Origin of the sequence: Nocardia arseniciresistens (assembly GCF_046764875.1) — a bacterium.
Lineage (GTDB): Bacteria > Actinomycetota > Actinomycetes > Mycobacteriales > Mycobacteriaceae > Nocardia > Nocardia arseniciresistens.
Genome location: NZ_JBKORD010000011.1, coordinates 209,052 through 233,482, shown reverse-complemented (window position 1 = coordinate 233,482; position 24,431 = coordinate 209,052). Strand labels below are relative to the sequence as shown.

Below are 24,431 nucleotides of genomic sequence, written 5' to 3'. Positions count from 1 at the left end.
TCGGTCGGCGTGGCGGCGAGCGCGGCCCTAGCCCGAAGCCCTCCACAGGGTTTCTCCAGTGCGCCGGAGGACTCGGGTGTGGGTGGCCTGCGGCGGACCTGTCACAGCTCCCGATGTGCCAGCACCTGAGTAGATCCACCACGGTCGCGGCGGCGGCGACTGTAGGTTCGTTGATGGTGCGCTCTCCGGAGCCGTCAATGAGAGAACGGAGGTGCGATGCACTGGGATCAGATGACCGCCACGCCTCAGGAGCTGATCGAGCGTGTGACGCGAGTTCGCCGTCCTGCCGGGCAACTCGGAGTGCTCGAGTCGATCATCACCGCTGCGGAGGGCCCGTGGCTCGGGACCATGGATGCCGATAGCCGGGGCGCGGCGGAGCTGAAGATGCACCTCGCCGGTCGTTATCGCCTCACAGCCGTCGTGACGAGCGCCGGAAAGCTCAACCTTGTGCAGATGAACGCGCCCACGTCGGGGCAAGGCGCGGAACGTGTTCTTTCGTCGAAGCCAGCGGCCCGCCGCTGGGTTACCTCCGAGGAGATGCCCAAACAGCCCGAATGGCTCGGCTATGTCGTCGAGTGGGTGCGCATCGCCAGCGCGGATGTGGATCACCGCGCTGTCCTCGAATGGCGCTTGGAAGGATCCAGTCAGAAGCTGGCCGCCATGACCGACACCATCGACAGCCTGCGTGCCGGGCTGCTGGAACGAGAACAGCTGCGCGATGAACTCGCCGCCGAGGTCGCCGAACTTCGGGCCGAGCTCGAACGTTGAAGATCGACACAACGCTGACCGGTGGGCTCGCCACGATGGGCAAGGACGCCGCGGCGGCGGAGGCAGCGGGCTATGCCGGAATATGGACCTTCGAGGGTGCGCACGATCCATTTCTGCCGCTACTGCTGGCCGCCGAGCACACCGATCGGGTCGAATTGGGCACCTCGATCGCGGTCGCGTTCGCCCGCAATCCGATGGTGCTCGCGACCATCGCGTGGGATCTACAGGCGTTCTCGCATGGCCGGTTCGTGCTCGGCCTCGGTAGCCAGATCCGGGCTCATATCACCCGCCGCTACTCGATGCCGTGGAGTCGGCCGGCCGACCGCATGCGCGACATGGTGCTTGCCGTGCGCGCCATTTGGGAAAGCTGGGAGCAGGGCGGTGGACTCGATTATCGCGGTGAGTTCTATCAGCACACGCTGATGCCGCCGCTGTTCAAGCCCGCTCCTTCCGAGGTCGAAGGGTTCGGGCCGCCACCGATCTACCTCGCGGGCGTCGGCCCGCGGATGACGACCGTCGCGGGAGAGGTTGCCGACGGGTTCATGTCGCACCCGTTCTGCACACCGAAATTCCTCCGCGAAGTGACTCTTCCCGCGTTGGAGCTAGGGGCCCGGCGAGCACAGAAATCTTTGGGCGACATCGTGATTCATCATTCGGCGATGGTCGCGATAGGCAGATCCGATAGCGAGATCGCCTCGGCAAGGCAGGCGATCCGAAAGCAGTTGGCCTTCTACGGGTCGACACCTGCCTACTGGCCGATTCTCGAACTTCACGATCGCGCGGAGCTGGGTCCCCGCCTGAAGGACATGTCCAAAGCGGGAGGGTGGGATGGGATGACCGATCTGATCGACGACGCCTTTCTCGACGCTGTCGCGATCACTGTCACCGACCCCGCTCAGGCCGCGGCCCAGTTGCATGAGCGATACGACGGGATCGTCGAGCGGCTCGGATTCAATACGCCATACAAAGTCGACCCAGCGTTGCTGGCGGAATTGTTGCGGGAGTTCTAGAACGTGTCGCCTATATGTGGGGGCCGAGAGCGAGATCGGAGCGACTGATGAAGGCAGTCCGTTTCGACCGATTCGGTGGCCCGGAGGTCCTCGAGATCGTGGATCTGCCCGACCCGCATCCAGGGCCAGGTGAAGTGCGGATTGCGGTGCGCGCGGCCGGTGTCAACCCGAGCGACTGGAAGAAGCGCGAGGGCCTGATGGATGAGGAGCTCCCGCAGACCATGGGTCACGAGGCGGCGGGCGTCGTCGACGAGCTCGGCGAGGGCGTCGTGGACGTGGCCGTCGGCGATCGGGTGTTCGGGTTCTCCGCCGAGGCGACAGCCCAGGCCGAGCTGGTGGTGCTGTCCTACTATGCGCCGGTCCCGGCGTCGCTCGACTTTCCCGGCGCCGCCGCGCTGCCCGCCGCCATCGAGACGGCCACGCGCGCGCTCGACCAACTCGGCGTCGGGAGCGGCAGCACGCTGCTCATCAACGGCGCTTCCGGAAGCGTGGGCAGCGCCGCGGTTCAGCTCGCCGTGGCGCGCGGTGCGCGCGTGATCGGCACCGCCGGTCCGGCGAACCACGAGTACCTTCGCTCGCTGGGGGCCGAGCCCATCGCATACGGTGTGGGCCTCGTCGAACGGGTGCGCGCGCTCGCGCCCGACGGCGTCGACCTCGCGCTCGATGTCGCGGGGAGCGGCGTCCTGCCTGAGCTCATCGCGCTCGCGGGCGGCCCGGAGCACGTCGTGACGATCGCCGACTTCGGCGGTGCGCAAGAGCACGAGGTGCGGTTCAGCAGCGGGGACGGCGGCCGCGCGGTCCACGCGCTCGCCGAGATCGGCGAGTTGATCGAATCCGGGCGCTTCTCGATCCCGGTCGCGCGGACCTTCCCGCTCGCCGAGGTCGCGCAGGCGCACCGCGTCGGCGAGGACGGTCACGTGCGCGGGAAGATCGTGCTGGTGATCACCCCACCGGCAACCACGCTTGTCCCGCCGGAGCGTCCTTGACGAACACGATCCCGTCGTAGCCGGCCAGGTGGGCCGGGTCGAGCGGGGCGTAGCCGAACCAAGGGGACTCGCGGGGAGCTGGCGGCACGTCGCCGAGGGCGGCGGTCAGCCGGCGGGTGTCGACGATGTATCGGTCCTCGGGGAGCGCGTACAGGAGTCCTTCGATGGTGTCCGGGGGCGGGGTCTCCACACCGTGGTGACGGATCGTGCCGATGGCCGTAGCCAGGAAGGCGTACCCCTCGCCGAGCCGGGCGCTGACGATCGCTCCGGCGCTCCACCATTCCAGCGGGAGCCCGCCCATCCGCATGCTGCTCTTGTCCCGCTGGAGATGCCCGTTGTGGGCGTGCACCAGCGTCGGGCCCCGCTCGGCGTCGGCGAGCAAATTACCGGCCATCATCGAATCCCGCTGTGCGCAGAGCCACGCCAAGCGGCGCGGTGAGGTGTCGGCCATCCAGAAGTGGTATCGCAGCAGCCCGGCGGCGGTACGACCGTACATCTGTGCCTGGTCCCAATCGTCCCGCGAGGACATCGCGATCAGGTGTGGTGTCTGCGTATCGAGCAGGGCTACCAGGTCGTCGGCGAGCAGTCGCAGTTGTTCGGCCTCGGGTGTCTGCCCCACGGACCGGGACGGGTCCATCATCGCGGCGGGATTGGTCCACCGGTCGTCGGCGCCGAGCAGGCGGTCGAGCGTTTCCACGGAGCAGGGGAGCAGGTCGGCGTCGACCCAGGCGGTGAGGTAGGTGTGGAGTGCGGTGAGGGCTTGGCGTGGGCTCGCGGCGCCACTCATCTCCAGCGGGCCGTCGAAACCGGCGAAGCGCAGCCGTTCGGATGCGGGCCGGCCGTCGTTGTAGGCGCGCATCCAGCGCACCAGCTCGCGGTTGGCCGCAGACGCGCCCCACCCGTGGCTGAACCCGCGCTCCATGACCTCGTCGAGGGTGCCCGTGCCCGACTTGAGGTAGGCGTCCACGACCAGGCCCATCATGCAGTCGCTCTCGATCGTGATCGTCCGGTAGCCCTCCTGCTCCACGAGTTGCCGGAAGAGATCGTTTCGCAGGTCGAGTAGACCGTCCTCGCCGTGGGTGGGCTCGCCCAGGGCGAGCAGCCGCGGCCGAGCCGGAAGCAGCCGCATAACAGCGGCGGCGTCGACGGCATGAGCAGTGTCTTTGATACCGGAAGTCATACTGTTAACGGTATCGTTGAACCAACGGTTGAAAGTTATCCGCGACATCGGCAGGACAGTGAGTCGAAACCTTCAAAATGGCAGGCAGCTCCGGCCGGTTGACCTCGCGCGCAGGCACGGTCTGTCCACGCAGGCGATCAGGAACTACGAGGCGGTTGGCATCCTTCCGGACGCCGAACGCACCCCGCGCGGCTACCGCGCCTACACGCCGCTGCACGCGCACGCCCTGCACGCGTTCGTCGCTCTCGTGCCCGGGCACGGCCACCGGACGGCCGCGTCGATCATGCAAGCGATCAACCGCGACGCGACCGAGAATGCGCTCGAGCTCATCGACGAAAGTCACGCCCAGTTGGTCGGCGACCGCAACACCCTGCGGGCCGTCGAAGCCGCGCTGCGCGACCTCGGTCCCGTAGCGCAAGAACGCGGCGACACGTTCGTCGGCCCCCTGGCCGGAAAGCTCGGCATACGCCCAGCCACTCTGCGCAAATGGGAACGCGCCGGCTTGGTCCAACCGCGCCGCGACCCGCAGACGGGCTACCGGATCTACAGCGCGGCCGACGTGCGCGACGCGCTACTCGTCCAGCAGCTCAGACGAGGCGGCTACCTGCTGGAGCAGATCGCCCCGCTGATCGGCCGAGTCCGCGCCGCCGGAGGCGTCGCACCTCTCGAATCGATGCTGTGCGACTGGCATGCCCGCCTCTCGGCCCGCAGCCGCGCCATGCTGACCGGCGCCGCCGCACTGGACGCCTACCTCGACGTCCGATCGGACCTGGCCCTGGCCGAGTCCGATTGACTGCACCGAGCCTTCCGGCGGCGGCGTCGTCGGTTGGTTCGAGCACCAGCGGGAAGCCGCGCTGTCAACCGGAGATGATGGGTACCAGGTACTTTCGTGCGAACGCGTCGAGTTCTTCGGTGGAGTCCAGTGGGATGGTTCCGTCCGGCTGCAGGATGAGCGAGTGGACGAAACGGCAGACTATTTCCGCGCGGGCGAGCAGGTCGGGGGCGACGGGTAGTAGGCCGTTCTCGACTGCTTGCCGCAGTGCGGCGGCCGTGGCCAAGACCGACATGGTGAAGGTGGCGGTGCCCTCGGTGGTGAGTTGCGGAAGGATCCGCTCAGGTTCCAGGGTCAGCATCCGTTGGACGAGGGGATGGGTGCGCCATCGGGTGACGACCGTGACGAAGATGTCGGCGACGAGGCCGTCGAGGGTGTCGTGCCGTACGGGGAGTTCGGCGAGTTCGTCGAGCACGCGTCCGACTTCGCGGGTGGTGACGATCTTGACGACATCGTCGCGGGAGCCGACGCGGCGGTAAACGGTGACTCGATCGACGCCGGCTTGGCGGGCGATGTCCTCGATGGTCGTCTTCTTGATGCCCACCCGTTCGAACTGGACCAGCGCGGCGTCGAGGATGCGTGATTCGACCGAATCGGCCGATTCGCGCGTGTTCAGCGAGGTCGTGGGCGTGGCGGTCACCACTCGACGCTAGCAGGAATCGCGCCTTATGCAACATTACTGGTTAAATTGTTGCTGCAACATTGCAATGTATTTTGTTGCGCTGTACGTTCAGGGCATGGCTGAGAAGGCTGATGCGACGAAGCACCACTACGCCGACGAAGCGCACGCGATCAACGCGCGCGACGTCCACTTCGACTTCGGCTCGGTGCCCATGCACTACATCCCGGGTGAAGTGCTGGCCACGCACATCGTCAACGTGATGCACCTGGTGCTTCCCGAGGGCGAGCGGGCGATGGCGAACTGCCTGGCCGAGGCGCTGCCGTTGATCTCCGATGAGCGGCTGCGCGAAGAGGTCGCGGGATTCATCGGCCAGGAGTCGATGCACGCCAGCAGTCACGAGGGCGCGCGCGAGCACCTACAGTCGATCGGACTGGATGTCGGATCGTACGTGGGTGCGGTCGCCTGGCTGGTGGATCGTCTCCTTGGTGATCACGGCCTGACCGGTCGCGCGAAAGAGGAATGGCTCAAGGAGCGCCTCGGCTTGTTCGCCGGTATGGAGCACTACACCGCCGTGATCGGCGAATGGTTGCTCCACGCGGACATATTAGAAGAAAAGGGCATGCATCCGACGATGCTCGACCTGGTCCGATGGCACGGGGCCGAGGAAGTCGAGCACCGCAGCGTCGTCTACGACGCCTACATGCATGTCGATGGCAGCTATGCGCGCAAGGCCCGCACCGCGCTGCTCGCCAGCGCCACACTGCTGCCGTTGTTCATCGTCTCGACGGCCTACATGTACCGCAAGGATCCGGAGCGCGACGAGGGACGGTCCTGGCCGTTGCAGTTCGTGAATGCGACTGTGCGCGGTGTCATCCCGAAATTCACAGTGTTCTTCACCGAGATGCCGCGCTATCTGCGTCCTGGCTTCCACCCGTCGCAGCTGGGGTCGATGGATGCCGCACTGCGGTACCTGGCCAAGTCTCCCGCCGCTCGCGCTACAGGTAACTGATGGGAACCGTAACGGTGGCACCAGAATTCGCGCCCTCGGCGGGCCTGCGGGCGCTCGGCGTCGTCATGGACGTCTACAAACACGTATTCGCCGCGGGCAAGACCGCGCAGTTGCTTTCGCGATCGAATCCAGTGCGGCGCAGTGGATTCGATCTGGATGTGGACGTCGAGTCCGTGCGCGAGGAAGCCGACGACGTGCTGAGCCTGAGCCTCGTCGCGCACGACGGACTGCGCTTGCCCGAGTGGAAACCGGGCGCGCATCTGGATGTTTTTCTGCCGTCGGGTCGGCAGCGGCAGTACTCGTTGTGTGGTGATCCGGCCGATCGGATGCGGTATCGGATCGCGGTCCGGCGTATCGGTGACGGCGGCGGTGGATCGCGGGAGGTTCACGAGGCCGTGCGCACAGGTGACGTCCTCCGAATTCGTGGCCCCCGCAATGCGTTCACCTTTATCCGAGCGTCGTCATACCTGTTCGTCGCGGGCGGCATCGGCATCACGCCCATCTTGCCGATGGTGCGGGCCGCCGATGCCGCCGGAGCTCGCTGGAAGATGGTCTATCTCGGCAGATCCCGCTCGACGATGCCCTTTCTCGATGAGTTGAGCGGCTGTGCGGGCGGAGAGCTCGAGATTCGCCCCGACGACGAATTCGGGACGCCGGATGCCACGGATCTGATCGATCGCGCCGAACCCGGTGCGGCGGTTTATGTGTGCGGTCCGCCGCCGGTTATCGAAGCCGCGCAGCGGACGATGTTCGTGGTCAACCCGACGGGATCGCTGCACACCGAACGCTTTTCGGCGCTGCCGGTCCGCGACGGGAAAGCATTCGACATCCGGCTGGCGCGCACAGGAACAACGATCAGGGTCGGCGCCGACGAGCCCGCGCTCGCCGCGATTCGGCGCGCGATCCCCGGCGCCGTCTATTCCTGCCAGCAGGGCTTCTGTGGCACCTGCAAGGTCGCGGTGCTCGCAGGAGGGGTCGACCACCGTGACCGGACCCTGCTCGACTCCGAGCGCGCGGACTACATGCTCAGCTGCGTATCCCGTGCCAGCGGAGACAGTCTCGTGCTCGACCTCTGACTGTCCGACACCGAGAAAGGACAACGGCGTCCATGGCGCGAACACACATCCTCGAGGAATCCGGAGACCAGGCAAGTCCGGCTGGACGGATCGAGCACAAGAACATTGTCATTGTCGGTGCCGGATTCGCCGGAATCGGGCTCGCGATCAAATTGCGCGAGGCCGGTTTCGACGATCTGGTGATATTGGAGCGAGCCGACGACCTCGGTGGCACCTGGCAGGCGAACACGTATCCGGGCTGCGCGTGCGACGTTCCGTCGCATCTCTACAGCTACTCGTTCGCACCGAACCCGAACTGGTCGCGCACCTACGGCAAGCAGCAGGAGATCCTCGAATACCTTCGTTCGGTGGCGACCGAGCACGACCTCGCACTCCAGATTCGTTACGGTGCCGAGGTATTGGATGCGCGTTGGGACGATTCGCAGTCGATCTGGCGCGTCGAGACTCCCGGGGGCCTGCTGACCGCGGACTTCCTGATCTCGGCGACGGGCGTCTTCAGTGACGCGAAGTATCCGGCGTTGCCAGGCCTGGAGACGTTCGCGGGCAAGACATTCCACTCATTGCACTGGGATCACGAGCACGACGTGACCGGCGAACGGGTCGCCGTGATCGGTACCGGAGCCTCGGCAGTGCAGTTCGTGCCGGAGATCCAGCCGAAGGTCGGCACGCTCACCCTGTTCCAACGGTCGGCGCCGTGGATCGTGCCTCGGATGGATCGCACGACCTCCGCGCTGGAACGGACCGTGTTGCGCCGATTGCCCCTGGTGGGCAAGGCGATTCGCGGCGGCTACTACACGCTGATCGAGGGGTTCGGTCTGATCGGATTCGTCGACAACAGGTTCCGTCACCCGTATGAGCTGCTCGGCAAGTGGCAGCTGCGCCGTCAGGTCCGCGATCCGGAGTTACGCGAGAAACTGACCCCCGACTACATGATCGGCTGCAAGCGCGCGATCTTCTCCGATGCCTACCTGCCCGCCCTCGATCAGGACAATGTCGAGGTCGTCACGGCTGCTATCGCGCGGGTGCGGCCGCATTCCATCGTGACAAGCGATGGGACCGAGCATCAGATCGACACGATCATCTACGGAACCGGTTTCGAGTCGGTTCCCGGAGCGTTCGAACGGTTCGTCGGCCGTGACGGACGCACGGCGGCCGAGGTGTATGAGAAACGGCCACAGAGTTACTTGGGCGCCGCGCTCGCCGGGTTCCCGAACTTCTTCTGCACACTGGGGCCCTTCGGTGCTGCGGGAAATCAGTCGGCGATCTTCATGATCGAGTCGCAGATCGCCTACATCGTGGACGCGCTGAAGACCATGCGGTCGCGTGGCGCCCAGCGTGTGGAGGTGCGGCCGGAGGTCCAGGAAGCATTCCTCGAGGAAATGGCCGAACGCAGTCGCTCGACGGTCTGGCTGACCGGTGGGTGTCAGAGCTATTACACGACAGCCGATGGCCACAACGCCGGGTTGTACCCGAATTGGAGCTTCGAATACCGGCGTCGGACAAGCCGGTTCGATGCCGAGTCCTACGAGGTGAGCGCGTGATGGGTATCCGAAGTTTCAATCCGCTCGGCCTGATCACCAATGCGGTCGACCTCGACGGAGCATCCCGTATCGCTGGCTCCTACGACGTGCGCGGCAAGACAGCGTTGATCACGGGCGCTGGTCAGGGCATCGGGTTGGAGCTTGCGAAGATCCTGGCCGCCCGCGGCGCGTCGGTGGCATTGGCCGACATCGACGAGCAGAGCGCGTGCGCCGCGGCCGCATCGCTCGGCGACCGCGCCATGGCAATTGGTGCCGATGTGAGCGATCGCGACGGGATGGAGCAGGCGACCGCACGAGTAGTTGAGCGTTTCGGCGGCCTCGACGTGGTGGTCGCGAATGCGGGGATCGTGCCGAAGCCCGCAACATTGCGCGTAATGGACGGTCGAGACTTCGATCGGGTGATCGGCGTCAATCTCACCGGGGTGTTCAATACTGTGCGGCCCGCGCTGGAGCATGTCGTCGCCTCGAAAGGTCATGTGGTCGTGGTTTCTTCGGCCGCCGCGTTCGCACCCGGCGCGGGTGGGTCGCCATACATGATCAGCAAGGCGGCCGTCGAACAACTCGGACGCGCGCTACGGATCGAACTCGCCGCGGTCGGCGCGAGCGCGGGCATCGCCTACTTCGGTGTCGTGGAAACGGCGATGACACATGACACTCTCGACGAGGACGAACTCGGACGGCGCCTGGGCGACATGCTGCCCTGGCCGCTGAATGTGCGGATCACCGCGTACCGGGCAGCCGAGACGATCGCCGACGGCATAGGCCGCCGCGCACCGCGCACCATCGCTCCGATCGGCTGGGAACCCTATGCCTTGCTGCGTGGGGCAGTGAACGTCGTGCTCGACGCCATGCTCGCGCGCGACGCGACACTGCACGATTTGATTCGCGCCGTCGAGCTGCGTGCCCGGAAGTCCGAGCAGTGACAGTGCCCGCGTTCTCCGAACCTCGAGGCAGATGCCTACGCTCCGACGGCGGCGTGCCGGGCATCTCCGGCGAGTAGTACGCCGACCCTGGCCGACCGTCGCAGGTAGATCCTCACCCGCACCGGGCGTGGCACCGCTCTGCTGATGAAATGCCTCGACGCGGCATGCGACATCGATGAGGAGACCACAGTCGGGCTGACAGCGGCAGACCGTACCGCCCTACATCGAATCCTCGGTGTGCTCGCTGACCGATCGGGCCTGCCGAGCTAGTGCGCTACTCGCCGATCGTCCAGGTCTCCGGTCCGTTGAGCAGAGACTGCAATGAATCCTGGTCGACCGGCTTGCGTTCGCGAGCCGTCGCGGCCTGAGCGCGGACGCCGTCGTCGTAGGTGCGGCGAGTGACCGAGCGGAAGATGCCGGTGACCACGTGGCCGAGGTCTTGATCGGAGAGACGGGAGAGAGCGTAGGCGTATTCGGGGTTGTCGGTGTAGGCGTCGTGCACGATGATGTCGGATTCCGCGACGGCCTCGGTGCGGGCCACCTCGAGGGCGAAACCGTTTCGTATCACGGCGAATTCGCCGTCGGCGCCGAAGCGGATCGGCTCGCCGTGATGCAGCCGAATCAGTCGGGACTCGGCGTCGCCGCGGCGCAGCACGTCGAAGGCGCCGTCGTTGAAGATGGGGCAGTCCTGCAGAATTTCGACGAACGAGGTGCCGCGGTGCTCGGCAGCGGCGCGCAAGACCTCGGTGAGGCCCGGGCGGTCGGAATCCAATGCGCGCGCGGCGAATGCGGCTTCCGCGCCGAGCGCGATCGACAGCGTGTTGAACGGATGATCCACCGAACCCATGGGTGTCGACTTGGTGACCTTGCCCGGTTCCGAAGTCGGTGAATACTGGCCCTTGGTGAGTCCGTAGATCCGATTGTTGAACAACAGGATCGTCATGTTCACGTTGCGCCGCAGCGCGTGGATGAGGTGGTTGCCGCCGATGGACAACGCGTCGCCGTCACCGGTAACCACCCACACCGACAGATCCGGGCGGGTCACCGCAAGACCGGTGGCGATGGCGGGCGCGCGGCCATGGATGGAATGGATGCCGTATGCCTCGAGGTAGTACGGGAACCGGCTGGAGCAGCCGATTCCGGAAACGAACATCAGGTTCTCCCTGCGCAATCCGAGATCGGCGAGGAAGCCGCGCACGGTCGCCAGGATCACGTAGTCGCCACAGCCGGGGCACCAGCGGACCTCCTGATCCGAGGTGAATTCCTTCACCTGCTGCGGGCCATCGGCCGCGGGCACCCCGGACAGGCCGGTCAGGCCCAAATCCGTACCCACAAGCGAGGGTTCCAGGATTGTCATTCGTTGCCCCCAGTCCGGCGATAGGTAGCCCGCGCTCGCGCGGCGAAGGCCTTGTCGTGTTCCATCTCCTCGATCGAGCCGTCCAGCGCGGCATCGATCACCCCGACGAGCTCCTGGGCGGAGAACGCGGTGCCCGCGATCTTGGTCCATGGCTGCACATCCACCAGATATTTCGCGCGCAACAGCAGCGCGAGCTGACCGCCGTTCATCTCCGGCGTGACCACGGTGCGATAGCGTCGCAGTACCTCACCGAGGTTGGCGGGTAACGGATTCAGATGCCGCAGGTGCGCCTGCGCGACCGGGACACCGCGGCGGCGCGCCCGGCGGCACGCCTCACCGATCGGCCCGAACGAGCTGCCCCAGCCGAGCAGTAGCAATTCCGCACGCCCATCCGGATCATCGACCTCGATGTCGGGCACCGTGATCGCATCGATCTTGGCCTGGCGTAAGCGGACCATCAGCTCGTGGTTGGCCGGTTCATACGAGATATTGCCGCTGCCGTCGGCCTTTTCGAGTCCGCCGATGCGATGGGCGCGACCCTTGGTACCGGGGACCGCCAGCGGCCGCGCGAGCGTGTCCGGGTCGCGCGCGTACGGCTGGAACCCCGCCTCGTCCTCGGCGTCCGGTTCGAACGCGGGATCGATCGGCGCCAGCTCGGACACCTTCGGAATCGACCATGGCTCGGAGCCATTGGCGATGGCGCCGTCGGAGAGCAGCAATACGGGCGTGCGGTAGGTGAGCGCGATCCGCGCGGCTTCCACCGCGGTCGCGAAACAGTCGGCCGGGGAGCGGGGCGCGAGCACCGCCACCGGCGATTCACCATTGCGGCCGTAGAGCGCCTGTAATAGATCGGCCTGCTCGGTCTTGGTCGGCAGGCCGGTGGATGGGCCGCCGCGCTGTACATCGACGACAACCAGTGGCAGTTCCGTCATCACCGCGAGGCCGATGGTCTCGCCCTTGAGCGCAAGTCCAGGGCCAGAGGTGCTGGTGACGCCCAGCGCGCCCCCGAACGCGGCACCAAGGGCCGCACCGATGCCCGCGATCTCGTCCTCCGCCTGGAAGGTGGTGATGTCGAAGTTCTTGTGCTTGCTCAACTCGTGCAGGATGTCGGAGGCGGGCGTGATCGGGTAGGTGCCGAGGAAAACGGGCAGACCTGCCAATTGCCCTGCCGTCACCAGCCCATAGGCGAGTGCGGTGTTACCGGTGATCTGCCGGTAGGTGCCCGGCGGCAGCGCCGCGGGCGCCACCTCGTAGGTGGTGGCGAAGCTCTCGGTCGTCTCGCCGTAGTTCCAGCCCGCCCGCAATGCGAGCAGGTTCGCCTCGGCGATATCGGGTGTGGCGGCGAACTTGTCTCGGACGAATCGCTCGGTGCCGTCGATGGGGCGTCCGTACATCCAGGAGATCAGCCCGAGCGCGAACATATTCTTCGCGCGTTGACCGTCCTTCTTGCCGACTCCCGTCGATTCGGTGGCACCCAGCGTCAAAGAGGTCATAGGCACCCTGTGCACCACAAATCCCGACAGCGTGTCGTCATCGAGAGGGTTGGCGGTGTAGCGGACCTTGGTGAGGGTGCGTTTGGTGAATTCGTCGGTGTTCACGATGAGAGTGGCGCCGCGCGGCAGGTCCTCCAGGTTCGCCTTCAACGCCGCGGGGTTCATCGCCACCAGCACATCGGGCTGGTCGCCTGCGGTGAGGATGTCGTAGTCGGCAATCTGGATCTGGAAGGACGAAACGCCCGGTAGCGTGCCCTGTGGCGCGCGGATTTCCGCGGGGAAGTTGGGCTGAGTGGCGAGGTCGTTGCCGAATGCGGCCGCTTCGTGAGTGAAACGGTCACCGGTGAGCTGCATTCCGTCCCCGGAGTCCCCGGCGAACCGAATTACGACCTTTTCCAATTTCGTTGTGCCGACATCATTTTGGTGCGAAACCATGTGCCTGCTTCACTTCCTCGTCGGTGAGAGGTTGCCATTGGCCAACCTACTCCGCCATACGGGCGAGTGACTGTGAAGCGCGCGCCTCCGATGAGAATTATTCGCCTTGCTCAGGCGAACAGCGACAATTGTTCGTCGGCCGTTGGCGGGTGGGGTGGTCCTACCCGCGGCCGCGGGGGCGCTTCGCGGGCAAGGCCGTGCTGTTCCAGTAGCGGCTGGGTGCGTCCACGCAGCCAGGTCGAGTACTCGGGCGTGACGTAGGCGCCGCGTCCGTACAGCTGCCGGTAACGGCGCAGCATCGCCGGATGTGCCTCGGCAAGCCAGCCGAGGAACCAGCCGCGGGTGCTACCGCGCAGGTGCATCGGGAACGCGATCGCCGAGGCCGCCCCCGCTTCGGCGATCGCGCCGAACAGTTCATCGAGATGGGCTCGGCTGTCGGTGAGGTAGGGAAGCACCGGCGCGACCATGACATTCACGTCGAATCCGGCGTCGGCCAGCGCGCGCACCATGTCCAGACGCGCCTTCGGCGCGGGTGTCCCCGTCTCGAGACTGCGGTGCAGATCGATGTCGAGGATCGCGATGGACACCGCGACGCTCACCTTGACCTGACGGGCCGCCAGCGTCAACAACGGTAGATCGCGGCGCAGCAGCGTGCCCTTGGTCAGGATGGAGAACGGCGTGCCCGAATCGGTGAGTGCGCGGATAATTCCCGGCATCAACCGATATCTGCCCTCGGCCCGTTGATAAGGATCGGTATTGGTACCGAGGGCGACCGGTTCCCGATGCCAGGACCGTCTGCCGAGTTCCTTGCGTAGCACCGCGGCGATATTGGTCTTCACCACGATCTGCGAATCGAAATCGCGGCCCGCGTCCAGATCCAGATACTCGTGGGTGCCGCGGGCGAAACAGTAACGGCAGGCGTGCGAGCAGCCGCGCATCGGATTGACCGTCCAATGGAACGGCAGGCTCGTATCCTCCGGCATCTTGTTCAGCGCGCTCTTACATAGCACCTCATGAAAGGTGATGCCTTCGAATTCCGGTGTCTGAACGGTGCGCACGAAACCTGCCCGGTCGAGACCGGGCAGGGCGCCGTCGTCGGCATCCAGGGTCTGGCTTTGCCACCGCACCCAACCAGTCGAACATGCGTTCTAATGCCTGTCAAGCGGCGGGCGTCCGGCGATCTGCCTGGTTTCGGGTGGGGTGAGCTGGTTCGGATCGCTGAAGAAGGCAACCAGGTCGCGCACGGTGTCCTCGATGGGGCGCGGCTGGTAGTCGATTTCACGCGTCGCTTTGCCGTGGTCGACGACCGGCGCTGACAGCAGAGCGCCGAGCGCGGCCCGCGACATGACATCGGTGCCGAGCATCTTGCCGATCGGCTCGAGTATCGGAATCAGGCCGCCGACCAGGCGGGGCGAGATCGAGAACCTCGGGCCCTTCTTTCCGCCGTTGCTCGCGGCGAGGCGGCACAGGTCCATCATCGAGATCATCGATCCGCCGAGCAGATAATTCTCGCCGGTGCGTCCACGCTCGGAGGCCAGGATCAGGCCCTGTGCCACATCGCGCACATCGACGAGGTCGAAGCTGCCGTCGATCATCGCGGGCACCCGGCCGCGCGCGGCGTCCTCGAGTGTGCGATTGATACGCGAGAGCGGGGTGCTGTGGTCGACGGGGCCGAACACGCCGGTGGGGTTGCAGATCACCGCGTCGAGGCCCTGGTCGATCACCTTGCGGAGTTCGATTTCGCCCGCCCATTTGGAGCGGTCGTAGACCGGAAGGCTTTCAACGGTCGAGCGCTGTGCGTCCTCGTCGATGCGGCCGCCGCAGCGGTACTGGTCGAAGGCGTGGATGGAGCTCGCGTGCACCATTCGGCGCACGCCGACATCGAGCGCGGCCTCGGCGACCACTCGGACGCCCTCGGTGTTCACCTTCCAGGCCAGGTCGTTCTTCTCTGCCAGCGTGATCACCGCGACGAGGTGGTAGACGATTTCCGCGCCGGCGAGCACCGTGCGCATCGACTCCGGATCCAGCACGTTGCCCGACACCCAGGTGACGTTGGGATCCGCGGGGCCCTCGGGGACCACGCGGTCGACGGCGACGATTTCATGCCCTCTCCCGACGAGCAGGTTGAGCAGGTTCGTGCCAAGGTAGCCGGCTGCGCCGGTCACTGCGACCTTCATGGCACCGAGAATATAGAACTTGTTCTAATTTGCAACACGTTCTAGTTCCTTTCGGATGGCGCACGGATCGTTTTCGGGCACGCGATGGACTCGAAACTTGCCGGTAGGGTCCGCTATATTGGGCCCATCCGAAGCGGCGAGGTCGCGCGGGCAGGGAGTGCACGAAACTTATGTTCACGATGATTGGGGGGCAGCTCGATGAGTGATTTCTCGATGGATACCGAAGGGGTTGCGGCATTCGGTGCGACGAACGCCGGGATCGCCGGTCAGATCGCCGAGGCAGGCAATTTGGACGCGGTCGGCAATGTCGCCGCGATGACACCGGTGTTCGGTTTGATCGGCGTCGACTATCTGGTGGCCTTCGCCGCCGCGCAGGTGTTGCAGGCCAGGGATATCAACGATCTCTCCGGCAAGTACGCCAAGTTGTCGGAGGCCACCTTCAGTACGGTCGCCAATATCAACGGTACCGACCTCGGCAACGCAGGCTCGATGACGTCCATCGCCAACCAGATCGGAGGCGCGATATGAAGCCGCTGGACACGGCGAATTCGGGTGTGATCGCGCCCGTCGATCAGGCGGTTGCCGCGGTCGATCACACCGCGTCCGCAGCGCAGCAGTCGGCGATCAATGCCGCGCAGAGCGCGCCGCCGCAGGGCCTGGTCGATGTGCCGTTGGGGCAGTTGCCCGCCGATATGCCGCCGGTCGAGCCGCCCGAGTTCTACCTCGCGCGCAAGATCAGCGAAGACTCGCAGAACGGCACCGTCCCCGCCGGAATGCCCGGCATGCCGGGAGGCAATCAGGCCGCCGATCCGAACGACATCCTCGCCGGCATTCCCTCGGACGTGTCGAGCCTGCTCGATAGCGCCAACATGGCGATGAGTCACGCCGCGGCTCCCGTCCTCGGCGCGGCACAGGGTGTGCTCGGTCAGACGCAGGGCGCACTCGGCGGCGGCGGTGCGGCGGCGGTTCCCGATATCTCCGCACTGCCCGCGCTGCCCGCCGACCCGGTCGCGGCGCTGATGAGCGGATTCTCGCTGCCCGCTCTTCCCGGTGTCGACGCGTTGTTCAAGCCGATCCTCGATCTGCTCGGCAGTTTCGGCACCGGCATCCTCGGCGCGATCGACCCCACCAAGATTCTCAGCGAGTCGTCCAAGGTCATCGAAGCGGCGATGGAGGTCGGCAAGGGCAGCATGACCACCGTCGAACAGCTGTGGCAGGGACAGTCCGCGCGCAATGCGCAGGTCGCCGGCCAGCAGGCCAACACCGAGGGGCGGGACACCAGCCAGCGCGGCTTCGACATCTCCGACCTGACCACCAAGGCCGCGTCCGTAGTGCAACAGGGCAACGTGCAGCTGACCGGAATCGCGACCACGTTCGCTACCCAGGCCACCGCGCTCGCCCCGCTGATCCTGACCCCGCCCGGGCAGGCTTCGTTGATCGCGACCGCCACCGAGCACCTCGGCCAAGCGGTGAGCGTCGCCAATGCCACCCGCGGTGATCTGGCAGGTAAGACGGCGGAGCTGACCGGTCTTGTCAACCAGTTGATCGCACCCGGTGGGTTGCCGCAGCCGCAAGAGGTCGCGCAAGCGGTGATGACGAACATCGGCGAGCCGATCATGTCCCAGGCGCAGGAAGTCGCGCAGGACACCAGTACGAAGGCGGCAAGCGCGCTCGACACCTCCGGCTTGGGTAGCTCGACCAACCCGGCCTCGGCGAATCCGAACACGCCGGGTGGTTCCGGAAACGGCAGCCACGCGGGCGCGCTCGGTAGCCCCGGCCGCTCCGGAAGCGGCAGTCCGAGCCGCTCCGGAAGCGGCGCACCCTCGATACCACGCGCCGGCGGACTGCCTGGCGCTACGGTGCCGCCGTCGCTACGTCCGTTCGGGGGCATGCCGGGTTCGTCGCTCGGTGCCGGAGCGGGTACCTCCCCTGCGGGCACCGCCGGCTCCAACTTCATGGGCGGCGGCGCCCCGCCGGCGGCGGGCAAGGGCGGCAGCGAGAACGAGGAACACGCGCGAAACGTGGACCCGTACCAGAGCCGGACCGGCAACGACGACCTCACCGGGCCGCTCGGTGAGTCGACGCCGGATGTCATCGGCGCGACACACTCGGACGAAATGGTCAGCTCCGACTACGAGCAGGATCAGTTCTAACCGAACGCAGACAAGAGATTTCACGACGCCCGCCTCCCGGCTCGGGAGGCGGGCGTCGTCGTCCGCTGTGCGGTCTATACGAGCACGAGCTGCGCGGTCTGCCTGCTGTCCTCCAGCGGCTTGGCCTCGTCGTCGAGGAATACGACGACGACCGTCGCGCCGTCGCCGGATTGGAAACCTTCCTCGGAGTCCGCGGCCGCGGTGACGGTGGCCGAGTTGGTATGGCGCTTGCCGTCGCAGGTCGGTTTCCCCATCATTCGTCCGCCGGCCGAGGTGTTCTTGTCGTTCACCTTGATCACGAGGGCGGTCGCGTCACCGTCGGCATCGCAGCTGTAGGTGATGTCCACCTCGACGGTCGCGACAGCGCCGTCCTCGCGCACCGTGGCGTGGTTGATGGTGATCATGGTGGCGGCAAGAGCGGAACCGGTCGCCAGGATCAGCGCGGCTCCCGTCGTGGTGAGGACGGCGGCGGTGCGGGCGATACACCGGATCTGAGCAATCATGATCGGCCTGGAGTTCCTTCCTTGCATGGGATGGAACTTCGAACGCTACCGGCCTCCACCAGGGATTCTGGGGAGGCCGGGAACGTGGTGTGCCGCACCGACGTGCGTGTGCGGATCAGTTCTGCACGAAGGAGTCCACGAGTGTGTGATAGAGGTCGACGAAGCGCTGCCTGGCCGCCCTCTGCTCGGTGCTCAGGCCGTCGGTGAGTTCGGGCGCGTACATGATCAGATGCACGTCCTGGTCCTGCTCCGGGGGCATCACGTCGATGATCTGGCTGCCTTGATCGGTGGCGGTCGGCATGCCCAGATCCACCACAGACAGTTCCTTGATCTCGGCAAGCGACGCATTCAGCACATCGGACGGGATGGAGCCGTTGAGCCGCTGCGGAGGGGTTGCCGGTGCTCGATCAGCTGCGGCGGCGTCGGGCGCCTTGATCGCACGGCCATCCGGGTACACCTCCAGCGTGGGACGCAGGTCGGTTCGGCTCTCCCAACCGCCGGGCATGGTGGTCAGCGTGAGCAGGGCGACAGCGGGCACCGCGGCGGGCGGCGCCTCGGGTTCGGCTGCGGCCACGCCCCAGCTGCCTGTCAATGCCACTGCTAGAACCAGCAGTGCCGACGTCATTCTTCGCATGAAATCCTCATATTCGGTGTGGCGCGGGCAATCTGTCATCGATCATCGCAGCGCGCGGAGTAGTCGGGAGCCGCGCATGTTGTGGTGTCGATTATTCGTTGTCGGTCGGAGTGGTTGTCGGAGTGGTTCGTTCAGCGCAGCCCGGGCGGATTGCCCAGGTCCGGTGCGGAATACGTGTCACAGGCCTTGACATCGCCGGTGCGGTAGCCGGTGAGGAACCACTTCTGGCGCTGATCGGAGGACCCGTGTGTCCAGGCCTCCGGGTTCACCCTGCCCTGTGCGGCGCGCTGGATGCGGTCGTCGCCGACCGCCGATGCTGCCGAGAGCGCGTCACCGATGTCGCTCTCCGACAACGGCTTCAGGAACGGCTGGTTGCTGCCGGGTGCGGGCTGTTTGTCGGCAAAGTGGGCCCAGATGCCCGCGTAGCAGTCGGCCTGCAGTTCGGTGCGGACCGCGCCGGACTCGGGTCCGCGCGGATCGCGCTGGGCCCGCCCGATATCACCGAGCTGGTTCTGAATGTGGTGACCGATTTCGTGTGCGACCACATACTCCTGCGCCAGCGGACCGCCGCTGGCGCCGAAGCGGTCGACCAATTCCTGGAAGAAGGTGGTGTCGAAGTAGGCGGTGCGATCGGCGGGGCAGTAGAACGGTCCCACCGCGCTTGTCGCGTTGCCGCAGCCGGTGGAGGTCGCGCCGGAGAACAGCACAAGCTTGGGCTGCACGTAGCGCTTACCGGTTTGCTTCGGCAGCTCGACACCCCACACCGAGTCGAGGCTCTGTGCGGTGAGGACCACCCGGCAGTCGACGTACTTGTTGGCGTCCGCGCTGGTCTTGCAGTGTTCCGGAGTGCCCGACGTGCCCGGCTGCACCTGCGCGTTCTCGGTGCCGTTGAGCTGACCGAGCAACGACCCGGGATCCCCGCCCATCAGAAGGCCTAGTACGAGCAAGATCAAACCACCCGCGCCACCACCCAATGCGAGCTTGCCGCCCGTGCCGGGTCCACCGCCGGACGACGCTCGATTCGGGTCGATCTGCATGCCTTCGTTGAAGGTCATCGCCGCCACTTTCTGCTCGTTCACATGCCTCGGTCATACCCCGCCGGTATAGCTTGGCACGGGTCCGGCGATATCGGTTTTCACTCAGGCAATGTGTCTCACTACGATGGCAACCGCACCGGGTGGCCTTTCCGGTGTCACATCCGTCGAAAGGAATACCGTGCTGCGCACCCACTTGGCTGGTTCGCTGCGAAGCGAGCACGCCGGTCAGACCGTCACCCTCACCGGCTGGGTGGCCAGGCGTCGTGACCATGGTGGCGTGATCTTCATCGATCTGCGCGATGCGTCGGGAGTGGCGCAGGCGGTGTTCCGCGAAGGCGAGCCCGCCGAGCAGGCGCACCGGCTACGCGCCGAGTACTGCGTGCAGGTCACCGGTGAGGTCGAGCTGCGGCCCGACGGTAACGAGAACCCGGAGCTGCCGACGGGCACTATCGAGGTGAACGTCACCGAGCTCGTTGTGCTCAATGAGAGTGCCCCGCTGCCTTTCCAGCTCGACGAACAGCCCGGTGACGAGGTCCGCCTCAAGTACCGCTACCTCGACCTGCGTCGTGAGGCGCCGGGTAAGGCGCTGCGGCTGCGTTCGAAGGTCAACGCCGCCGCACGCACCGTGCTTGCCTCCCACGAGTTCGTCGAGGTCGAGACCCCGACGCTGACCCGCTCGACGCCGGAAGGCGCCCGCGACTTCGTGGTGCCCGCACGTTTGCAGCCCGGCAGCTTCTACGCGCTGCCGCAGAGCCCGCAGCTGTTCAAGCAGCTGCTGATGGTCGGCGGCATCGAACGCTATTACCAGATCGCGCGCTGCTACCGCGACGAGGACTTCCGCGCCGATCGCCAGCCCGAGTTCACGCAGCTCGACCTCGAGATGAGCTTCGTGCGCCAGGAGGACGTGATCCTGGTCGCCGAGGAGATCCTCGAGGCACTGTGGAAACTGGTCGGCTACGAGATCCCCTTCCCGATTCCGCATATGACCTACGCGGAGGCCATGCGCCGCTTCGGCAGCGACAAGCCGGATCTGCGTTTCGGTGTCGAGATCACCGAGTGTGCGGAGTATTTCGCGGACACCCCTTTCCGGGTATTCCAGGCGGAGTATGTCGGCGCGGTCGTGATGCCGGGCGGCGCGAGCCAGCCACGTCGCCAGCTCGACGCGTGGCAGGAATGGGCCAAGCAGCGCGGCGCGAAGGGACTGGCGTACGTGCTGGTGCAGGAGGACGGCACGCTCGGTGGCCCGGTCGCCAAGAACCTCAGCGAGTCCGAGCGCGACGGCCTGGCCAAGCACGTCGGCGCGGTGCCCGGTGACTGCGTGTTCTTCGCGGCCGGCCCGGCCAAGGCGCAGCGCGCGCTGCTCGGCGCGGCCCGTGGTGAGATCGCACGCAAGGTCGGGCTCATCGACGAGAACGCCTGGGCGTTCGTCTGGATCGTGGACGCGCCGATGTTCGAGCCCACTGCCGATGCGACCGCGAGCGGTGATGTCGCGCTTGGTTATTCGGCATGGACAGCCGTGCACCATGCGTTCACCTCGCCGAAGCCGGAGTCGCTCGACACCTTCGACACCGATCCGAGCTCGGCGCTCGCCTATGCCTACGACATCGTCTGCAACGGCAACGAAATCGGCGGCGGCAGCATCCGTATCCACCGCAAGGATATTCAGGAACGCGTCTTCAAGGTGATGGGCATCAGCCACGAGGAGGCCCAGGAGAAGTTCGGATTCCTGTTGGACGCCTTCGCTTTCGGTGCGCCCCCGCATGGCGGCATCGCGTTCGGCTGGGACCGTATCACCGCGTTGCTCGCGGGTCTCGAGTCGATCCGCGACGTGATCGCTTTCCCGAAGACCGGTGGCGGCGTCGACCCGTTGACCGACGCGCCGGCGCCGATCACCCCGCAGCAGCGCAAGGAAGCCGGGCTGGACTTCAAGCCGGAGAAGAAGGCCCCCGAAGCGAACTGAACGGGCATCGCTGACTACCAGAGGGATCCGTCGCCGCACTTGCGCATGATCACCCCGCCGATCCCGGGGTCACGCAGGTGACGTTCGCCCGCGGGATGGCACTCGAGCCCGCGGGCGATCTGGTGCGGGCCGATATCGCGCGCGAGTCGGCCGACGAGGTACTTGCCGCGAGTAGCGAGGGCGGACCCGTTTAACGCTTCGAACAGTGGGTCGGTATGCGGTCACCGGTCGGTTAAGTGATCGAACGTTCCCGCGCTGGCGTTATGCGACGATGCCTCCGGTCAATGTCCGGTAGGCGTAGGTCACCGCGATCGTCGCCACCGGTGCCGCGATGAACAACCCGAGACCGCACAGAATCGCGCCGACGAAGGTCAGCACCATGACCGCGAGGCCGAGCAGCAGCACCGGAGCGATATTGGTGACGACAAGGGTGGCGCTTGCCTTGATCGCGGCCAACGGGCCCAGATCCTGATCAACGACGTAGTGCAGCGCGAACATGCACAGGAACCCGGCGATCAGCCCCGGCAGCACACATAGGGCGAAACCGATCCCCGTGAGCACGAATGCCAGCAGTGCGGTCAGCAACACATTGCCCGCGTTGATGAAATGAAAGTACGACCCGAAAACTGGTTTGTTACCGTCGGTTTCATATAGCGCACCGCGCACGAGCGCGGCCTGTAGCAGCCAGATCCCGACCATCACGGCCAGGAAGATCAGCAGCACCGGCAGCATCGATGTCGGGTTCACGAACCGGACGACGATCACGAAGGCGAGATAGATGAGCACGCCGACCGCGGTGGCGCCGAGCCACGGCAGCGGGTTCGCGCGGAATTTCTCCCAGCCGTAGCTCAACGCGTTGCCGACGTCGAGACTCCTCGGGGCATCGCCTGCGACTTGGTAGCCGTAGGTCGGCTGCGGGCCGCCTGGCGGTGTCGGCATGATGCTCGGCGGTGGCGGCATGGCGCCGGGGTATGACTGGGCCATTCCTGGCTGCGGAGGCGCTGTACCGGGCTCCGGTTGCATCATGCCCGGCGGCGGACCTGCCGGGCCGGTTCCGGGCGGACCATAGGTCGGCTGATATTGCGGTTGCTGCGGCGGCCCGGCGGCATGTGGCGTCGGTGCCACCGGCGGCGGTGGCTCCACCGGTTCGCTGCCGTACTGCGCCGCGCCCGGGCCCTCGAACTGCGGGTATCCGGCGGTCCCCGCCATCTCGTGGCGTCCGTGTCCGTGTCCGGCGCCGGTGTCCGGCGATTGCGGGTCGGGGCTTTCGTGTTGACCCGGCCGTGCGGCGAACTGCTCGCCACCGCTGTGCTCGGGAGATTCGCCAGCTGGATCGTTCGGTGTGGAAGACCGGGGGTCGGTCATTGTCATAGACCTTTCGACGCAACTGGTTTGCGGTGTGGCGCACGGCAGTTGACGATGAGAAAACCGGACGCGCGCAATGGTGTCAAGCGACGAGCGCTCGTTCCGCAACCTCGACCGAGACACGCCGAACGACGCGGAAAGGTTGTGTAACTGCTCGCTAGAAGTGACCCGGTGCGAGTAGCTTGAATGGCGATGACCGCACTATTGGCCGAACGCGCCGCCGAAGTCGTGTCCGCAGCGCAACAGTTGCTTACAAAGCGAATGGGTGCTCCGGTAAAGCTGAGCGATCCCATCGAGCTCAGCGGAAGTGGCAGGACAACAGTCCTACGCGTACGTGTTTCAGAGAACGCTTTTTCGTTGCCGCGGACGCTGATTATCAAGCAGGTCCGTGGCTCCGCCGAGGATCGTCACACCGGAGGTCTAGCGCCGGGTGTCGCCAGCATCGACTCCGCCTTCCTACGCGAGGCGGTGTCCTACCAGTTCACTACCGCGCTCAGCCGCGAGCAGCGGCCGGGCGCGTACCTGATCGCGCACAGCTTGCCGGACAAGTTGCTGATCCTCAGCGATCTCGGTGAGAACTCCAGCATCACCGCGGTACTGCAATCCGGCGCGGAGCCGGCGACCCGTAACGGGTTGATGGCCTTCGCGCAGGCACTCGGTCGGATGCACGCGGCAACCGTTGGGCGCGAAGCGGATTTCGTCGCGTTGCTACGACGCGTCGATGTGGTGCATCGGGTCGACGGCATCGCGCAGCAGGCCGAGGCCGCCATCTCCGAGGTACCCGGCATGCTGCAGCGCGAACTGGGTATCGAGGTGCCCGGCGAGATCGCCGAGCGGATCGTGCGCGGTAACCGACTGTTCTCCGCGGGACGTTTCCGCGCGTTCAGCCCGTCGGATCTGTGCCCGGACAACGTCATCCTCAATGAAGAGGGTGCGCGCTTCCTCGACTACGAATGGGGCGGGTTCCGCGACGCGACCCTGGACATCGCGTACGCGCTGGTGTCGTTCCCGGGGTGCCTGTGCGACTTCGAGTTGTCTCGCGAACGCGGACAGCAGATGGTCGAGGCATGGCGTTCGGAGGTTGTCGGCGTCTGGCAATCACTGGCCGACGACGACGTGCTCGCCGAGCGCATCCTGGAGGCCCGCCTGATCTGGGTGTGGCTCTCGACCTACTGGTTCCTGCCTGCCGACCATGCCCGTATCGCTGCCGCCCGCGAGCACGGGCTCTCGGTGCCGCGTTCGGAGGCGTTGATCAACCGCTGGGCGGCATTGGCGGAGGACGCCCGCTGCACGGGTGACGACGCCATCGGCGACTTCGCGGAGGATGTCTCGGCCATGCTCGAAGAGCGCTGGTCCGAATAGCGGGCCAG

Annotated in this window: 22 protein-coding genes; 12 read left to right on the top strand and 10 right to left on the bottom strand. The window is 66.1% G+C overall.

All coding sequences use genetic code 11. From position 1 onward, the window contains the following. Nucleotides 1-231: 231 nt before the first annotated feature. From ACLMAJ_RS21750 to ACLMAJ_RS21740, 3 genes are read left to right on the top strand one after another with little or no spacing between them, the layout of a single operon-like run. Entirely contained in the window at nt 232-768 is a 537-nt protein-coding gene (locus ACLMAJ_RS21750) for a hypothetical protein (RefSeq protein ID WP_412015613.1), read from the top strand. Continuing rightward, nucleotides 765-1,778, top strand: a complete 1,014-nt coding sequence (locus ACLMAJ_RS21745; RefSeq protein ID WP_412015612.1) for a TIGR03617 family F420-dependent LLM class oxidoreductase — start codon at nt 765-767, stop codon at nt 1,776-1,778. Before ACLMAJ_RS21750 ends, ACLMAJ_RS21745 begins: the two co-directional genes overlap by 4 nt. A gap of 47 nt (nt 1,779-1,825) precedes the next feature. Further along, nucleotides 1,826-2,764: an NADP-dependent oxidoreductase gene (locus ACLMAJ_RS21740; RefSeq protein ID WP_412015611.1), complete on the top strand. Its 939-nt coding sequence runs from the start codon at nt 1,826-1,828 to the stop codon at nt 2,762-2,764. Here the strand turns inward: ACLMAJ_RS21740 and ACLMAJ_RS21735 are convergent. Further along, the gene (locus ACLMAJ_RS21735; RefSeq protein ID WP_412015610.1) at nt 2,721-3,944 is read right to left on the bottom strand and encodes an erythromycin esterase family protein; all 1,224 of its coding nucleotides are present in this window, start codon (nt 3,942-3,944) and stop codon (nt 2,721-2,723) included. The two genes, ACLMAJ_RS21740 and ACLMAJ_RS21735, sit on opposite strands and share 44 nt — an antisense overlap. Before the next feature lie 58 nt (nt 3,945-4,002). Between ACLMAJ_RS21735 and ACLMAJ_RS21730 the strand changes: the two genes are divergently transcribed. Then, a complete protein-coding gene (locus ACLMAJ_RS21730) occupies nt 4,003-4,737 on the top strand; it encodes a TioE family transcriptional regulator (RefSeq protein WP_412015609.1) in 735 nt (244 codons plus the stop codon). Between the two features lie 64 nt (nt 4,738-4,801). On the opposite strand, the gene ACLMAJ_RS21725 is transcribed toward ACLMAJ_RS21730, so the two are convergent. Then, nucleotides 4,802-5,416, bottom strand: coding sequence for a TetR/AcrR family transcriptional regulator (locus ACLMAJ_RS21725; RefSeq protein WP_412015608.1), 615 nt, complete (start codon nt 5,414-5,416; stop codon nt 4,802-4,804). Between the two features lie 97 nt (nt 5,417-5,513). Here ACLMAJ_RS21725 and ACLMAJ_RS21720 point away from each other — a divergent pair, with 97 nt between their 5' ends. Genes ACLMAJ_RS21720 through ACLMAJ_RS21705 form a run of 4 tightly spaced genes read left to right on the top strand, consistent with a single transcriptional unit; the run spans nt 5,514 to nt 9,947 of the window. Then, on the top strand, nt 5,514-6,407 hold the full coding sequence (locus ACLMAJ_RS21720) for a metal-dependent hydrolase (protein WP_412015607.1): 894 nt from the start codon (nt 5,514-5,516) through the stop codon (nt 6,405-6,407). After that, nucleotides 6,407-7,483: a PDR/VanB family oxidoreductase gene (locus ACLMAJ_RS21715; RefSeq protein ID WP_412015606.1), complete on the top strand. Its 1,077-nt coding sequence runs from the start codon at nt 6,407-6,409 to the stop codon at nt 7,481-7,483. Before ACLMAJ_RS21720 ends, ACLMAJ_RS21715 begins: the two co-directional genes overlap by 1 nt. Nucleotides 7,484-7,515: 32 nt before the next feature. Next, entirely contained in the window at nt 7,516-9,024 is a 1,509-nt protein-coding gene (locus ACLMAJ_RS21710; protein WP_412015605.1) for a flavin-containing monooxygenase, read from the top strand. Continuing rightward, nucleotides 9,024-9,947 carry a short-chain dehydrogenase/reductase gene (locus tag ACLMAJ_RS21705; RefSeq protein WP_412015604.1) on the top strand — a complete coding sequence of 308 codons (924 nt, stop codon included), beginning with the start codon at nt 9,024-9,026 and terminating at the stop codon, nt 9,945-9,947. Before ACLMAJ_RS21710 ends, ACLMAJ_RS21705 begins: the two co-directional genes overlap by 1 nt. Before the next feature lie 274 nt (nt 9,948-10,221). Here ACLMAJ_RS21705 and ACLMAJ_RS21700 read toward each other — a convergent pair whose 3' ends face one another. From ACLMAJ_RS21700 to ACLMAJ_RS21685, 4 genes are all read right to left on the bottom strand, one after another. Continuing rightward, entirely contained in the window at nt 10,222-11,304 is a 1,083-nt protein-coding gene (locus tag ACLMAJ_RS21700) for a 2-oxoacid:ferredoxin oxidoreductase subunit beta (RefSeq protein WP_412015603.1), read from the bottom strand. Further along, the gene (locus ACLMAJ_RS21695) at nt 11,301-13,232 is read right to left on the bottom strand and encodes a 2-oxoacid:acceptor oxidoreductase subunit alpha (RefSeq protein ID WP_412015602.1); all 1,932 of its coding nucleotides are present in this window, start codon (nt 13,230-13,232) and stop codon (nt 11,301-11,303) included. Before ACLMAJ_RS21695 ends, ACLMAJ_RS21700 begins: the two co-directional genes overlap by 4 nt. A gap of 110 nt (nt 13,233-13,342) precedes the next feature. Beyond that, a complete protein-coding gene (locus ACLMAJ_RS21690) occupies nt 13,343-14,359 on the bottom strand; it encodes an Rv2578c family radical SAM protein (protein WP_412015601.1) in 1,017 nt (338 codons plus the stop codon). 21 nt (nt 14,360-14,380) lie between these two features. Further along, nucleotides 14,381-15,409 (bottom strand): NAD-dependent epimerase/dehydratase family protein, encoded by a 1,029-nt coding sequence (locus tag ACLMAJ_RS21685; RefSeq protein ID WP_412015600.1) that lies wholly within the window; start codon nt 15,407-15,409, stop codon nt 14,381-14,383. A gap of 198 nt (nt 15,410-15,607) precedes the next feature. Between ACLMAJ_RS21685 and ACLMAJ_RS21680 the strand changes: the two genes are divergently transcribed. Further along, nucleotides 15,608-15,937, top strand: a complete 330-nt coding sequence (locus ACLMAJ_RS21680; protein ID WP_412015599.1) for a type VII secretion target — start codon at nt 15,608-15,610, stop codon at nt 15,935-15,937. Beyond that, a complete protein-coding gene (locus ACLMAJ_RS21675) occupies nt 15,934-17,562 on the top strand; it encodes a hypothetical protein (protein ID WP_412015598.1) in 1,629 nt (542 codons plus the stop codon). The genes ACLMAJ_RS21680 and ACLMAJ_RS21675 overlap by 4 nt, the downstream gene beginning before the upstream one ends. A gap of 74 nt (nt 17,563-17,636) precedes the next feature. On the opposite strand, the gene ACLMAJ_RS21670 is transcribed toward ACLMAJ_RS21675, so the two are convergent. The 3 genes from ACLMAJ_RS21670 to ypfJ form a co-directional block, all read right to left on the bottom strand. After that, complete coding sequence (locus ACLMAJ_RS21670; RefSeq protein WP_412015597.1) at nt 17,637-18,065, bottom strand: hypothetical protein; 429 nt, start codon at nt 18,063-18,065, stop codon at nt 17,637-17,639. 115 nt (nt 18,066-18,180) lie between these two features. Then, nucleotides 18,181-18,699, bottom strand: a complete 519-nt coding sequence (locus ACLMAJ_RS21665; RefSeq protein WP_412015596.1) for a hypothetical protein — start codon at nt 18,697-18,699, stop codon at nt 18,181-18,183. 131 nt (nt 18,700-18,830) lie between these two features. Then, nucleotides 18,831-19,754 carry a KPN_02809 family neutral zinc metallopeptidase gene (gene ypfJ / locus ACLMAJ_RS21660; RefSeq protein WP_412015595.1) on the bottom strand — a complete coding sequence of 308 codons (924 nt, stop codon included), beginning with the start codon at nt 19,752-19,754 and terminating at the stop codon, nt 18,831-18,833. Between the two features lie 160 nt (nt 19,755-19,914). On the opposite strand from ypfJ, the gene aspS reads away from it, so the two are divergent. Beyond that, nucleotides 19,915-21,696, top strand: coding sequence for an aspartate--tRNA ligase (gene aspS / locus ACLMAJ_RS21655; protein WP_412015694.1), 1,782 nt, complete (start codon nt 19,915-19,917; stop codon nt 21,694-21,696). Between the two features lie 261 nt (nt 21,697-21,957). On the opposite strand, the gene ACLMAJ_RS21650 is transcribed toward aspS, so the two are convergent. Then, nucleotides 21,958-23,061 carry a DUF2189 domain-containing protein gene (locus ACLMAJ_RS21650; protein ID WP_412015594.1) on the bottom strand — a complete coding sequence of 368 codons (1,104 nt, stop codon included), beginning with the start codon at nt 23,059-23,061 and terminating at the stop codon, nt 21,958-21,960. A 192-nt stretch (nt 23,062-23,253) separates the two neighbouring features. On the opposite strand from ACLMAJ_RS21650, the gene ACLMAJ_RS21645 reads away from it, so the two are divergent. Further along, nucleotides 23,254-24,423, top strand: coding sequence for a phosphotransferase family protein (locus ACLMAJ_RS21645; RefSeq protein WP_412015593.1), 1,170 nt, complete (start codon nt 23,254-23,256; stop codon nt 24,421-24,423). The last annotated feature ends 8 nt before the right edge of the window (nt 24,424-24,431 follow it).